The following is a 13,771-nucleotide window of genomic DNA, read 5'->3' as shown; positions in this document are numbered from 1 at the left end:
GCGCGGTGTCGTCTTACTCTCGATCCGGTTAGCCGCATTGAAGTTTTCACCCTAGCGGTCGGCCCGATTCTTCCAGGAAAGCCACGCCCATGGTGCAAGCATCGCCGCAACCGAGCAAACCAGGACTCATCCCGGCCCCACGCCCCATGCCTAACCGTCGCACCGGAAAAGTACGTTACGCCTGGCCAGCGGCATCATCGATTACCTAACCGCCAGGTATTGCTGTCCTCGCAGCTCAGAGACGTAGCGGGCCGGCGATCAGACGTTGAAGCGGAACTCGACGACGTCGCCGTCACGCATGACGTAGTCCTTGCCCTCGATCCTGGCCTTGCCGGCGGAGCGCGCCGCGGTCATCGACCCGGCCTCGACCAGCTCGTCGAACGAGACGACCTCGGCCTTGATGAAGCCGCGCTGGAAGTCGGTGTGGATCACACCTGCGGCTTCGGGGGCGGTGGCGCCCTTGCGGATCGTCCAGGCGCGGGTCTCCTTCGGCCCGGCCGTCAGATAGGTCTGCAGCCCGAGCGTCTCGAAGCCGACGCGGGCGAGCTGGGCCAGGCCGGACTCCTCCTGGCCGACGGACTGCAGCAGCTCCAGGGCCTCCTCGTCCGGCAGCTCGACCAGCTCGGACTCGATCTTGGCGTCCAGGAAGACGGCCTCGGCCGGGGCGACGATCGCGGACAGCCGCGCGCGCAGCTCCTCGTCCACCAGCTCGTCGGCGTCGAGGTTGAAGACGTACAGGAACGGCTTGGCGGTGAGGAGGTGCAGCTCCCGCAGGTCGGCGGGGTCGATGCCTGCCGCCTTGGCCCCGGCGTACAGGGTGGTGCCGGAGTTGAGCAGCTTGGCCGCGGCCTCGGCGGCGTCCAACTGGGCCTTGCGGTCCTTGTTGGTCCTCGCCTCCTTCTGGAGGCGAGGCAGCGCCTTCTCGATGGTCTGCAGGTCGGCGAGGATCAGCTCGGTGTTGATCGTCTCGATGTCGCGCTCGGGGGCGACGTCGCCGTCGACGTGCGTGACGTCAGGGTCGGAGAACACCCGGATCACCTGGCAGATCGCGTCGGTCTCGCGGATGTTGGCGAGGAACTGGTTGCCCCTGCCCTGACCCTCGGACGCCCCCTTGACCAGACCGGCGATGTCGACGAACTCGACCTTCGCCGGCAGGATGCGCGCCGAGCCGTAGATCTCGGCAAGCTTGGCAAGACGCGGGTCGGGCACGCCGACGATGCCCACGTTGGGCTCGATCGTGGCGAACGGGTAGTTCGCCGCCAGGGCGTTGCCGCTCTTGGTCAGCGCGTTGAAGAGGGTGGACTTGCCGACGTTGGGCAGGCCGACGATGCCGATGCTCAGGCTCACGTAGGCCGAGTTTACGGGCCGCTACGGGTTACTCCGACACCAGACAGGCAGATCACCTCGGTTCCCCGCAGGGAATGGAGATAGTGGTCGGACCCCTCCACGCACCGGCTCGGCGACTCGACCCGGCCGGTGACCTTCGCCCACGCCCGGTCGGACGTGCAGGCGACCTTGACCAGCAGGCGGGTCGAGGTCGGCAGGGTGGGACGCTCGACGCAGTCCCCCGTCGCGACGACCCGCCCCTCCTTGCCGAGGCAGGCCACCTGTCCGCCCCTGAGCGGAAGCGCCTCGACGGTGCCCAGCGGGCACTGCCGGGCCGTGTCAGTCACGCTCGTCACGCGGCCGTACCAGTCCCCTGCGGCGCACGGCCGCTCCCCGCCGCGTATGGCGACGCAGTCACCGGCACGCAGCACGCCACCGCCGCTCCCCGGGTCGCCGGGATGGGGGCCGTCCACATTGCGCACGCAGGCCGTACGGCCGGAGCCGAGGGAGACGAACTCGTCGGTGTCGGCCGGGCACTGGGGCGGATGCTCGGCGATCCGGTTGACCTGGCCCGTGGCCCGGTCGCAGAGTACGAGCCCGACCCTCGCGCCGGTCCGCCGCACGCACGCGCCGTCGGCCCAGGCCAACGGTGACGAGGCGGGCGCGGTGGCGGTCTCCCGGCCGGCGGCGACGACCGCGCCCACCCCCACGACGAGTGCGATCACCACCCCGGCCGTTATCCCGGCTATCTGGGGGCGCAAGCCGTAAGTAGTCACATGACGACTTTGAGTGATGAGCGCTGCTCGCACAAGCCGAACGCGATCCCGATCCTGCCCGCGCCGACGACCGCGTCACGGGGATCCCGTGCCTGCCGGGGCTCACGGCAGAAGGGTGACATCAGCGCGCCTCCCCCTCCGGAACCGGATTGCCTGGGATCATCCCGAACCGTGGATGTCGTGGCGCTCGTCCTCCAGCTCGCCGTAGGTCTCGCCGTGGGGCTCCTGATCGGGTTCCTGCTGGCACGGGCCAGAATCTCCGAGGCCGAGGCGAGAAGACGGGCGGCCGAGGACAAGGTCACCTACGTCGAGAGCCAGCTCGCCGAGCGGTTCCAGGCGCTCAGCGCCCGCGCCCTCGACCTCAACAACCTGCGCTTCCTCGAACTCGCCGAGAACCGGCTGAACACCACAAGGGCCGAGGCGAACGGCGACCTCGACCAGCGCAGGCAGGCCGTCGAGAACCTGGTCGGGCCGCTCAGGGAGACGCTCTCGAAGGTCGAGAACCAGCTCCGCGAGAGCGAGCTCGGCGCTCGCGCCGCCCGCGCCGAGCTGGGCAAGCAGATGGAGTTCGTACGGCAGAGCTCCGAACAGCTCAGGAGCCAGACCACGGCCCTGGTCCGCGCGCTGCAACGGCCGGAGGCACGGGGCCGCTGGGGCGAGCTGCAGCTCCGCAGGGTCGCCGAGATCGCCGGCATGGCCCGGTTCTGCGACTTCGACGAGCAGGTCAGCGCCGCCACCCCGGACGGACTCGTCCGGCCGGACATGGTCGTACGGCTCAGCGGAGGCAAGAACATCATCGTGGACTCCAAGGTCTCGCTGGCCGCGTACCTGGAGGCCGCCGAGGCGAGCGACCCGGACCTGGCCTCAGCCCGGCTCGACGCGCACGCGCGGCACCTGCGCGACCACGTCGACCGGCTGGCCGCCAAGGCCTACTGGCAGGCGTTCAGCCCCGCGCCGGAGTTCATGGTGCTGTTCATCCCCGGGGAGGCGTTCCTCGCCCCGGCGCTCGAACGGGACCCCGGCCTGCTGGAATACGCCATGAACAGGCGGGTGCACATCGCCACTCCGACCACGCTGATCACCATGTTGCGCACGGCCCAGTACGCCTGGCAGCAGGCGGCGCTCAGCGAGAACGCGCGGGCGGTCTTCGACCTGGGCAAGGAGCTCCACGACCGGCTCGGCGGACTGAGCCGGCACGTCGACGGCCTCGGACGCGCGCTGTCCCGGACCGTCACCGCGTACAACAGGACGGTCGGCTCGCTGGAGAGCCGCGTGCTGGTGAGCGCGAGAAAGATGGGCGACCTCGGTCTCGCGGGCACCACGCTGGAGAGCCCCGCGCTGGTCGAGGAACCGCCCCGCCTGCCCGCCGTTCCGGAGTTGGGGGACGAAGAGCGCGTAACCGCCTCTCCTGTTCCTGCCCAGAACGGTAAGTTGGCGCGAGACTCGTCGTAAAGGGGGCCACGATGAGAGGCACCGATCAGATAAAGCTCAGGCTGACAGCCCGGGGCGCCATCGCCCTGCTCCTCGTGATCACGCTGCTCGGCCAGATCTTCAGCCCTGGGCCGGTCTTCGTCGTGGGCTGCGTCGCGGCCGCCCTGCTGGTCCAGCCGCGTGACCTGCTCCCCCTCGTGGTCACGCCGCCGCTGGTCTTCTTCGCGGCAACGGTGTTCATCGAGTTCGTCCGGTCGCTGCGTGCGGCCTCGATGCTCCAGGCGCTGGGGCTCGGGCTGTTCACCTCGCTGTCGTCCGCCGCGCCGTGGCTGTTCGGCGGCTCCGCGATCGTGCTGGGGATCGCGTGGTGGCGCGGCCTCCCGCAGAACATGCGCGAGCTGCGTGAGGACCTGTCCGCCCGCGCGGAGGTGCCCCGGCCTCGGCGCGACCGGGACACCGCTTTCGATCCCGAGCCCGAGGGCTACTTCGAGGCCCGCGTGTACGGCGAAGCCCGCGACTGACGTCGACCGCCCACACGTCGACCGCCCGCACGTCGTCGGCCGTCGTGGGCGGTCGGATGTAAACGGTCGGATGTGAACGGTCGGATGTGAGGCTACGGTGAGCAGGCGGAGTGCGCCCTTTCCGACGGCGCCGCTTTCCGGCGGAAAGCCCCCTCAGCGGATACGGAGCGGATACTGAAAGGTCCCATTCCCGCACAGGGTCCAGGCGGTGCACGGTGAACGGGAGAGCGACAGTGGCGACGAGCGGCGGCGACGTGGAGGACCCGTCCATCGAGGTGCTGACCGAGGCCGCCGCGGCCTTCGGGCTGCTGGCCTCGCCCGCGCGCCTGCAGATCGTCTGGGCGCTGGCACAGGGCGAGCGCGACGTGAGCGGGCTCGCCGAGAGCGTGGGCGGCGCGCTGCCCGCGGTGAGCCAGCACCTGACCAAGCTGAAGCTGGCGGGGCTGGTGCGGTCGCGCCGTGAAGGACGCCGTGTGGTCTACCTGATCAACGACCAGGACGTCGTGACCATGGTCCGATGGCTGGTCGGGCGGCTGACGGATCGCGGGGAGGCGTCGGAGCGCATCCGTGGTCTGGGCGCCTGAGGCCGTAGCGGGCACCGGTCGGCGCGGCGGCCCCGAGGCGGACGACGGCCCGCCGGCCCACGTCTCCATCGCCGACGTGGCCGGGCTCACCTCGCTGGAAGTGCTGCGGCTGATGCGGAGCGGGCCGCGCGGCCTGGTGGAGGCCCAGGCCGAGGAGCGCCTGCTGCGGTGCGGCGAGAACACGGTGGCGGCGCGGACCCCGGCCTCCTGGACCCGGCGTCTCGCGCGCAGCCTGCGCGACCCGTTCACCATGGTGCTGCTGTGCCTCGGGCTGGTGTCCGCGGCCATCGCGTCGTGGGCGACCGCGTGCGTGATCGTGCTGCTGGTGGTCGTCAGCTGCGTGCTGCGGTCCGGCGGTGAGTACCGCGCCGACCGGTCCATCGCCGCGCTGCGCGAGCTGGTCGCCACCACCGCGACGGTGCGGCGCCGGGCGAGCGAGACCGCGGCGTCGCTGTCGCGGGAGATCCCCGTCGACCAACTGGTGCCCGGCGACGTGATCCGGCTGGGTCCGGGTGACCTCGTGCCCGCGGACGTGCTGCTGCTGCGGTCGAGCGGTCTCACCGTCCACCAGGCGGCGCTCACCGGCGAGTCACGCCCCGTCGCCAAACACGCGGTCGACACGCCTGCCGCCATGCCGGGCACCGCGACCACGAACCTGTTCGACCAGCCGCACCTGTGCTTCCAGGGCAGCGGCGTGGCCTCCGGCGGCGGCTTCGCGGTCGTTGTGGCGACCGGCGCGAACACCCGGTTCGCCGGCGCGCATCAAGAGGGCGCGCGTGAGGGGCGGCCGTCCTCGTTCGACCGCTCGGTGAACGGGATCTCCTGGCTGCTCATCCGGTTCATGCTGCTGATCCCGCCTGTCGTGCTCGTGGCGGACGCCGCGGTCCGGGGGCGCGGTCTGGCGACGCTGCCGTTCGCCGTCGCCGTGGCCGTCGGGTTGACGCCCGAGATGCTGCCCGTCATCGTCACCACGGCGCTGGCCCGTGGCTCCGCCCTGCTCGCGCGCAGCCACGGAATGATCGTGAGACGGTTGGCGGCGCTGCACGATCTCGGCGCGGTGGACGTCCTCTGCACTGACAAGACCGGCACCCTCACCCAGGATCTGCCCGTCCTCGACTGCTCCGTCGGCCCGGACGGCCGCCACGATCCGGATGTCCTGCGCTGGGCGGCCGTCAACAGCCTGTGGACGCTCCAGCTCGCGGATCTCCCCAACCCGGACGCTCTCGACGAGGCGATCCTGGACGCCGCCGAGGAGCTCGGGGACGACCTGCCCGCCTCCGAAGGGGTGGCGGCGCTGCCGTTCGATCCCGTGCGCCGCAGCTCCTGCGCGGTCGTGCGCCACCCGGACCGCACGGCGGTGCACACCCTGGTCGCCAAGGGCGCCGTCGAGGACGTGCTGGATCGCTGCACGCTGGTGCGGGCGGGCGGCGCGGACGAGGAGCTCGACGCCGCCACCGAGGAGCGCCTGCGCCGGTTCGCGGAGGAGCAGGCCGCGGCCGGGCTCCGCCTGCTCGCCGTCGCGCTCGCCGACCGTCCCGCCCGCCCGGGTTCGTACGGCCCCGACGACGAGCGTGATCTCACCTTCCTCGGCTTCGTCGGGCTGCGCGACACGCTCGCCCCGCAAGCCGGAGAGGCGCTGGCCGTTCTCGCGAGGCGCGGCGTCGCGGTCAAGGTCCTGACCGGCGACCATCCGGGCACCGCCGCCCGCGTCTGCCGCGATCTCGGCCTCGACCCGGGAACGGTCGTCACCGCCGACCGGATCGACGGCCTCACCGACGCCGCCGTGGCCGAGCTCGCCACGCGTTCCACAGTGTTCGCGCGCTGCACTCCCGAGCACAAGGCGCGCATCGTCACGGCGCTGCGCGCGGCCGGGAGCACGACCGGGTTCCTCGGCGACGGGGTCAACGACCTGCCCGCGCTGCGGGCCGCCGACGTCGGGATGTGCCCCAGCGACGCCGTGGACGTGACGCGGCAGACGGCCGACGTGGTGCTGGCGGCCAAGGACCTCACCGCCATCGATCACGCGATCATGGCGGGGCGACGCAGCACCGGCAACATCGTCACCTATCTGCGCGTCGTCCTGTCCTCCAACCTCGGCAACGTCATCGCGATGCTCGCGGCCGGGCTGACCCTGCCCTTCCTGCCGATGCTGCCGACGCAGGTCCTGTTGCAGAACCTGTGCTTCGACGCCGCCCAGCTCGCGTACGCGTTCGACCGGCCGGATCGCGCCGCGCTGAGGCGTCCCTCCCGGCTGCGACCGCGCGGTCTCCTGCGCTTCATCGCCGTCTTCGGTCCGCTCAACGCTCTGGCCGACCTGACCACCTTCGCCGTGCTGGCGTCGGCCGTCCCGTGGTCCGGCCAGGTGGCCGGCCAGGCCGCCTTCCACACCGGGTGGTTCGTCGAGAACCTGCTCACGCAGGCAGTGGCGATGCTGCTGCTGCGCGGGCGGCGCCACGTCCCCCTGCCGCTCGGGATCGCCGCCTGCTTCCTCGTGACCGTGGGCCTGCTGCTGCCGCTCTCACCGCTCGCGCCCCTGCTCGGCATGACCGCCCTGCCATCGGCGTACTACCTGCTGCTCGCGGTCGTCGTGGTCGTCTACGGCGCCGTGCTCCTGGCGGCCAAGGCGTGGTTCGAGCGTCGCCACGCGGACCGGGCGTAGCCCGGCGGCCTCGTTTCCCCCGCGTCCCCGCCGCGTCTCCGCCAGTGCTTCCCGGCTGGTCCGCTGCGCACGCGCCGGCTCAGCCGTACGAGAGGTTGGAGCAGATGTCGTCGTCGGCGGACCGGGCCTTGCCCGCCACGCTCGTGGGAAGCGGGGCCGGCATGGCGGCAGCGTGGTCCAGTGTCCGCTGGTACGACCGGCCGAGGATGACGGTGATCCCGGGATCGGTCGACCGCTGGAACGTCGCGCCGGGGAACATGCGCGCGACGGTCTTCGCCTGCGACGCCATCCCGGGGCCGTACCGGATCAGCGTGGTGTCGTGTGTCTGGGTACTGGAGGTCGCGACGCGGGTGACCGTGAACCCGGCGCCCGTCAACTTGTCGGCCGCGCGGGCGGCGAGACCGGTGACCGTGGTGCCGTTGTACACGGCGACGCTGATCCCCGTTCCCGAGACCGCCGTCGCCGAGGCCGCCGCCATCGGGGACGGCGAGCCGGACGGCCGGGCCTTGCCGCTGGCGTCCACGCCGTCGATCGTGCGGTCCGCCTTGAGCGCCGCCCACAGGGCTTCGGCCTCGTCTCTGACGATCGCGACCCGCGCCCCCTGGTAGCGCCAGGGAAGGGTGACGAACTTGGTGTTCCGCAGGTCGATGTCCTTCATCGACATCGCGAACGACAGCAGCTTGTCGGCCGATCCCAGGCCGGGGTCGAAGGTCATCGACCGGGCGGCCGCCTCCACGAGCGGGAGCAGGGTGACCGGGTTGACCCCCTGCGCCTTCACTTTCTTGATCAGAGCGGACATGAAGGCCTGCTGTCTCTGGATGCGGCCGATGTCGGAGCCGTCGCCGATGCCGTGGCGGACGCGCACATAGTCCAGGGCCTTATGACCGGCCACGACCTGCCGTCCTTTGGTGAACAGCAGCTTCCCGCGTGAGCCCAGGTTGGGGTTCAGGTCGCCCTCGTAGATGTCCTTGGGCAGGCAGACCGCTACGCCGCCGACCGCCCTCGTCATCGCGGCGAAGCCCTGGAAGTCCACGACGACGGTGTGATCGACGCGCAGGCCGGTCAGCTTCTCCACCGTGTTCTGGGTGCAGGCCGGATTGCCCTTGGCGGTGAGTCCGACGGTGAACGCCGAGTTGAACATGACGTTGCTCTGCGGCCCGCTCCACGTTCCGTCGGGCAGGCGGCAGCGCGGGATGTCCACCAGGGTGTCGCGCGGGATCGACACGGCGACCGCGTGCTTCCTGTCGGCGTAGACGTGCAGCAGGAACGCGGTGTCCGAACGGCCCACGTCGCCCTTGCCCCCGCCGAACCTGCTGTTCGTTCCCGACCGCGAGTCCGACCCGATGACCAGGATGTTCTGGCCGGCGAAGGTCGGCGCGGGCCGATTCCGATCGATCCCCTTCTCGTCGAAGGTGGTGATGCTCGCGTTGAGTCGTGAGTAGAGCCATCCGGCCACCGCGATGAGGACGGCGACGAGCGACACCACCGTGACGACGACGATCAGAAGGATGCGCCGCCCGCGTGGCGGCTTCCCCGCGTCACCGCGCCGCCGTGCGGCCGATGATCGCCGGACGGCTGTGGTGGATGCCCTCATGACCGTGCTCTCTGTGGGGGATGACGACCACAGGAACAATCGCCACTTGTATAGTTGCGCAATCTAGCAAACCTTGCGCATGGGTGCGGATCACCGGATCTCGTGTCCCGGCGATGAGAGAGCAGAGGGGGCACGATGTTCCTGCGTAACGGCCTGGAGCCCGGGCACCTACTGATCATTGGGCTTGCGTTGATCTTGCTGTTCGGCTCAAAGAAGCTGCCGGACGCCGCCGGCGAGCCGGGCCGTACGCGTACCGACGGCGAATCGTCCGGGCCCCGATGACATTCACCGGGCCCTGGGACCGCCCGGCCGGTTCCCAGGAGGGAGACGCGGTGCTGACGCCGTCCCGCGCCCAGGGAACGGGCCGTGGAGCGCGCCGGTCGGCCGCCGTCCTGCTGTGGTCGCTGCTGTGGCTTCTCGAGATCTACAGTCTCCTGGGGCCGACGTGATCCGAATGACCCCGCACAGAGGAGACGAGATCGTGGCCGTGGCCCCGTACGAACCCACGGCGGACGCGGAGAGCGTGGCCACGACATCGGACGAGGGCACGGCGAACGCGGAGATCACGGCCTCCACCGGCTACGGCGGGCGCCGGCGGTCCGTCCGGCGCGTGGTCCTTTCGGCGATCTCCCTGGGGGTCGCGGTGACGCTCATCGCCCTGCTCCCCCGCATCGCGGGCATCGGCTGGGAGGCGCTCCTCCACCAGTTCGCCACCGTGGGCCCGGGCACCACGGCCCTGCTGCTCGTGCTCTGGCTGGCCGGTCTGTGGGCCTACTCGTACGTGCTGAGCGGCTCGCTGCCGGGACTGAGCAGGCGCCGGGCCCTCCTCATCAACGCGGCGGGCAGCGGGGTCAGCAATCTCATGCCGTTCGGTGGCGCGGTGGGTGTGGCGATGACCTTCGCCATGACGGCCAGATGGGGGTTCCGGCGCCCGGACGTGGTGGTGTCCACGCTGGTCACCGGCGTGTGGAACACGCTGTCGCGGTTCCTCCTCCCGGCGGTCGGGCTCGGCTGCCTGCTGGTGTCCGGGAGGGTTCCGGACGCGCGGCTCGCCACGGCGGCGGGAACCGGCGGCGTGCTGCTGCTGGGCATCGTCGCCGCCATGTCGGCCTCGCTGTACAGCGAGGCGGTCGCCGACCGGCTCGGCCGGGCGTCGAACCGCCTCGTCCTGCTACTGCCTGAGCGGTCCCGGCCGGCTCCCGACGCGATCCGCCTGTCGCTGCTGGAGCTTCGCCGCTCCACGCTCGCGGTCACCCGTACCCGCTGGCCGCGCCTCACCCTGGGCATGATCGCGTACATGGCTCTGCAGGGTGTGCTCTTCATCGGCTGCCTGCACGTCGCGCACGCCGCAGTGCCGGTCCCGGAGGCCGTCGCCGCGTTCGCCCTCAACAGGGTGCTGACCACGGCGGTCGTGACGCCCGGAGGGTCCGGGATCAGCGAGTCGGCCACGCTCGTCACACTGCTGCACTTCGGTGCGGCCCCCGCGCCGGCCGCGACCGCCGTGCTGCTGTTCTGGTTCTTCGCGCATGTGATCGAGATTCCCGTCGGCCTCCTGGCGTGGGCCGGGTGGACGCTGACGGGTCGCTCACGCGGATGAGACGCGCAGGTCCTTGCGAAGCTCGTGGGGAAGGGCGAACCGCATGCTCTCCTTGACGGACTCGACCTCCTCGACGTCGGTGAAGCCGTGCTCGGCGAGCTTGCGCAGCACGCCGTCCACCAGCTCCTCGGGGACCGACGCGCCGCTCGTGACGCCGACCGTGGTCACACCGTCGAGCCACTCGTCCTGGATGAAGGAGGCGTCGTCCACGAGGTAGGACGCGGCGGCGCCGTAGTCCTTGGCCACCTCGACCAGCCGCTTGGAGTTGGAGGAGTTGGCGGAGCCCACCACGATGACGAGCTGGGACTCGGCCGCGATCTGCTTGACCGCCGTCTGCCTGTTCGACGTGGCGTAGCAGATGTCGTCGCTCGGCGGATCGATCAGGTTGGGGAAGCGCTCACGCAGCCTGGCGACGGTCTCGGTGGTCTCGTCGACGGACAGCGTGGTCTGGGAGAGCCAGACGACACGGTCGGGGTCGCGCACGGAGACCTCGTTCACACCGTCGAGTCCGTCGACCAACTGGATGTGCTCGGGGGCCTCACCCGCGGTGCCCTCGACCTCCTCGTGGCCCTCGTGGCCGATGAGCAGGATGTCGTAGTCCTTGGCGGCGAAGCGCTTGGCCTCGTTGTGCACCTTGGTGACCAGCGGGCAGGTGGCGTCGACGGTGCGGAGCCGCCGCGCGGCGGCCTCATCGTGCACGCTGGGTGCCACGCCGTGGGCCGAGAACACCACGATCGCGCCCTCGGGCACCTCCTCCGTCTCATCGACGAAGATCGCACCGCGGGCCTCCAGCGTGCGGACCACGTGGGTGTTGTGAACGATCTGCTTGCGGACATAGATGGGCGCGCCGTACTGGTCGAGCGCCTTCTCCACCGCCTCGACGGCGCGGTCCACACCCGCGCAATAGCCGCGCGGCTTGGCAACCAGGACACGACGGGTCGCGGGGGCATATGGCTCCATGTTCCTATGCTATGTGGAGCGTCAGCCGCCTCTTGACCTCTCTCGCTATATCTCGCACCATCCGAACACGACTCCGCTGGAGCTGCGATGTCCCTCTTCCGAGCACTCACCAAGCCTCTCCGTAGCCTCTTCAGAAAGGGTGACGAGCTTAAGGACGAACTGAAGGACAAGGCCAAGGACCTGCCCGCGACCGCGTTGCAGACCACCATCAGCGGGGTGGGCCAGGCGCTTCTGATCGGGGACCAGGTCCGTTCCACGATCAAGCGTCTCGCCACGCCGGAGGGCGAGGAGGCCGCGACGCCCACGACGGCGGAGGCGGCCGCGGCGAAGGAGGAGGCGCGACCCGCCCGCCGCGAGCCGGTCATCTTCGCCCCGCGCCCGGCGGCGAAGGAGGAGCCCGAGCCCAACGGCTCCAAGGCCGCCGAGCAGCCGGTGATCGTTTCCCCGGAGCAGAAGGCCGAGTGGGAGGCGCCCGCGGTCGAGGCGCCTGTGGAGAAGCCGGCAGCGGAGAAGCCCGCTCCAGAGGCCCCCGCCGCCGAGAAGCCCGCTCCGGAAAAGGCGGCTCCGGAGAAGGCCGCCCCTGAGAAGCCGGCCGCCAAGAAGCCGGCCGAGGAGAAGCCCAAGGCGGCGAAGGCGCGCCCGAAGAAGGCCGCCGAGCCCGTGGCGGAGGCCGAGCCCACCGCGGCACCGAAGGCGCGCGCCGAGAAGAAGGCGGGCGCCAAGGTCGAGGAGGCCCTGGCCGAGCCGTACCCCGGGTACGCCGGGCTGACTCTGGCGTCGCTGCGCGCCCGCATGCGCGGCAAGTCGGCCGACCAGATGCGCGGGCTGATCGCCTACGAGAAGGCGACCACCAACCGTGAGGACGTGGTACGCATGTACGAAACTCGTCTCGCCAAAATCGAAGCCGAGTCCTGACCGACGTCCTCCCGCCCTGCCGCGTTCTCCGTACGAGCAGAAAGCAGACCGCGCATGTCCCGCTTGGCCACCGCGGAACACCCCGATCGCACCGGGTCGGGCCGGCGAAACAGGAAGGCTCTCCCCGTCCTCCTGAAAGACCGGGCCCCCGCCCCTGATGTTCGATGAGCGCCAAGACCTCCCCTGAGGCGCCGCTCCCGATCCGCTCGGTGCTGCAGATGATCGCGCAGTGGATCAACCGGCTGGGCACCGTCTGGGTGGAGGGGCAGATCACCGAACTGACCGCCCGGGGCGGGACCATCTTCCTCACCCTGCGCGATCCGGTAGCCAACGTCTCGGCCCGGGTGACCTGCACCCGGGGCGTGTATGAGGCGAGCCTGCCCCGGCCGGCGGACGGCGCGCGGGTCGTCATGCACGTCAAACCGGACTTCTGGGTGAACAAGGGGTCCTTCGCCTTCACCGCGATGGAGATCCGGCCGGTCGGCGTCGGCGAGCTGCTGGCCCGGCTGGAACGGCTACGCCGGCTCATCGTCGCCGAGGGCCTCACCAACGCCGACCGCAAGCGGAGGCTGCCGTTCCTTCCCTCCACGATCGGGCTCGTCTGCGGCAGGGACTCGGCCGCCGAGCGTGACGTGATCGAGAACGCCCGCCGCCGCTGGCCCGCCGTGAGGTTCAAGGTGGAGGCGGTGGCGGTCCAGGGCCCGTACGCCGTGGGCGAGGTCACCGAGGCGCTGCGCCGGCTGGACGCGGACCGCGAGGTGGACGTGATCATCGTCACGCGGGGCGGGGGCTCGGTCGAGGACCTTCTCCCGTTCTCGGACGAGTCCCTGGTGCGGGCGGTGGCGGCGTGCCGTACGCCGGTGGTCAGCGCGATCGGGCACGAGCAGGACAGCCCGCTGATCGACCTCGTGGCGGACGTGCGTGCCTCGACCCCCACGGACGCGGCCAAGAAGGTCGTTCCGGACGTCGGCGAGCAGCTCACACTGGTCCGCCAGCTCAGGGATCGCGGCCGCCGCGTGCTGGGCGGCTGGCTCGACCGGGAGCTCTCCTGGCTCAGGTCGGTCCAGTCGCGGCCCTCGCTCGCCGACCCGGTGCGCGAGCTGGACCGTCGGGCCGAGCAGGTCGAGGCGCTGCGTGAGCGGGCCCGGCGCTGCCTGGGCTCCTCCCTGGACCGCTCGGCCGACTCGCTCGAACACCTGCGTGCCCGGCTGGTCGCGCTGTCTCCGGCGGCGACACTCGAACGCGGCTACGCGATCGTGCAGCGCCCTTCCGGAGAGGTCATCCGGCTGGCGGGCGAGGTGAAGCCGGGCGACGAGCTGACCATCCGCTTCCCCGACGACAGGGTCACGGTGACGGCGACGTCCACGTGAGCCCGGGGTAGCGCTCCGCGAAGCCGTGACCCGCGTAG

At 71.0% G+C, this 13,771-nt stretch carries 13 protein-coding genes; 9 read left to right on the top strand and 4 right to left on the bottom strand.

Going from position 1 to position 13,771, the window contains the following annotated elements; translation table 11 throughout:
* Positions 1-258: 258 nt before the first annotated feature.
* Together ychF and QSK17_RS08730 are read right to left on the bottom strand one after the other, a co-directional pair.
* Positions 259-1,347: a redox-regulated ATPase YchF gene (gene ychF / locus QSK17_RS08735; protein WP_285704026.1), complete on the bottom strand. Its 1,089-nt coding sequence runs from the start codon at positions 1,345-1,347 to the stop codon at positions 259-261.
* 11 nt (positions 1,348-1,358) lie between these two features.
* A complete protein-coding gene (locus QSK17_RS08730; RefSeq protein WP_285704025.1) occupies positions 1,359-2,102 on the bottom strand; it encodes an LppU/SCO3897 family protein in 744 nt (247 codons plus the stop codon).
* Between the two features lie 171 nt (positions 2,103-2,273).
* Between QSK17_RS08730 and QSK17_RS08725 the strand changes: the two genes are divergently transcribed.
* The 4 genes from QSK17_RS08725 to mgtA all read left to right on the top strand — a co-directional run bounded on the left by QSK17_RS08725 (position 2,274) and on the right by mgtA (position 7,297).
* Positions 2,274-3,554: a DNA recombination protein RmuC gene (locus QSK17_RS08725; protein ID WP_285704024.1), complete on the top strand. Its 1,281-nt coding sequence runs from the start codon at positions 2,274-2,276 to the stop codon at positions 3,552-3,554.
* Positions 3,555-3,565: 11 nt separating this feature from the next.
* Complete coding sequence (locus QSK17_RS08720; protein ID WP_285704023.1) at positions 3,566-4,054, top strand: DUF6542 domain-containing protein; 489 nt, start codon at positions 3,566-3,568, stop codon at positions 4,052-4,054.
* Positions 4,055-4,287: 233 nt separating this feature from the next.
* Complete coding sequence (locus QSK17_RS08715) at positions 4,288-4,638, top strand: ArsR/SmtB family transcription factor (RefSeq protein ID WP_285704022.1); 351 nt, start codon at positions 4,288-4,290, stop codon at positions 4,636-4,638.
* Complete coding sequence (gene mgtA, locus QSK17_RS08710; protein ID WP_285704021.1) at positions 4,622-7,297, top strand: magnesium-translocating P-type ATPase; 2,676 nt, start codon at positions 4,622-4,624, stop codon at positions 7,295-7,297. Before QSK17_RS08715 ends, mgtA begins: the two co-directional genes overlap by 17 nt.
* Before the next feature lie 79 nt (positions 7,298-7,376).
* On the opposite strand, the gene QSK17_RS08705 is transcribed toward mgtA, so the two are convergent.
* Entirely contained in the window at positions 7,377-8,891 is a 1,515-nt protein-coding gene (locus QSK17_RS08705) for an LCP family protein (RefSeq protein WP_285704020.1), read from the bottom strand.
* Positions 8,892-9,026: 135 nt separating this feature from the next.
* Here QSK17_RS08705 and QSK17_RS36105 point away from each other — a divergent pair, with 135 nt between their 5' ends.
* Genes QSK17_RS36105 through QSK17_RS08695 form a run of 3 tightly spaced genes read left to right on the top strand, consistent with a single transcriptional unit; the run spans position 9,027 to position 10,488 of the window.
* Positions 9,027-9,173 (top strand): twin-arginine translocase TatA/TatE family subunit, encoded by a 147-nt coding sequence (locus QSK17_RS36105; protein WP_352231780.1) that lies wholly within the window; start codon positions 9,027-9,029, stop codon positions 9,171-9,173.
* A complete protein-coding gene (locus QSK17_RS08700) occupies positions 9,170-9,340 on the top strand; it encodes a hypothetical protein (RefSeq protein WP_285704019.1) in 171 nt (56 codons plus the stop codon). Before QSK17_RS36105 ends, QSK17_RS08700 begins: the two co-directional genes overlap by 4 nt.
* 5 nt (positions 9,341-9,345) lie before the next feature.
* Positions 9,346-10,488, top strand: a complete 1,143-nt coding sequence (locus QSK17_RS08695; protein ID WP_285704018.1) for a lysylphosphatidylglycerol synthase transmembrane domain-containing protein — start codon at positions 9,346-9,348, stop codon at positions 10,486-10,488.
* Here QSK17_RS08695 and QSK17_RS08690 read toward each other — a convergent pair.
* Entirely contained in the window at positions 10,477-11,448 is a 972-nt protein-coding gene (locus QSK17_RS08690) for a 4-hydroxy-3-methylbut-2-enyl diphosphate reductase (protein ID WP_285704017.1), read from the bottom strand. The two genes, QSK17_RS08695 and QSK17_RS08690, sit on opposite strands and share 12 nt — an antisense overlap.
* An 87-nt stretch (positions 11,449-11,535) precedes the next feature.
* Here QSK17_RS08690 and QSK17_RS08685 point away from each other — a divergent pair, with 87 nt between their 5' ends.
* Entirely contained in the window at positions 11,536-12,363 is an 828-nt protein-coding gene (locus QSK17_RS08685; RefSeq protein WP_285704016.1) for a hypothetical protein, read from the top strand.
* Between the two features lie 164 nt (positions 12,364-12,527).
* On the top strand, positions 12,528-13,733 hold the full coding sequence (gene xseA / locus QSK17_RS08680) for an exodeoxyribonuclease VII large subunit (RefSeq protein WP_285704015.1): 1,206 nt from the start codon (positions 12,528-12,530) through the stop codon (positions 13,731-13,733).
* Positions 13,734-13,771 lie beyond the last annotated feature (38 nt).

This window comes from Microtetraspora sp. NBRC 16547, from assembly GCF_030268965.1.
In the GTDB taxonomy this organism is placed as follows: domain Bacteria; phylum Actinomycetota; class Actinomycetes; order Streptosporangiales; family Streptosporangiaceae; genus Microtetraspora.
This window is presented reverse-complemented; position numbering and strand designations above follow the sequence as displayed.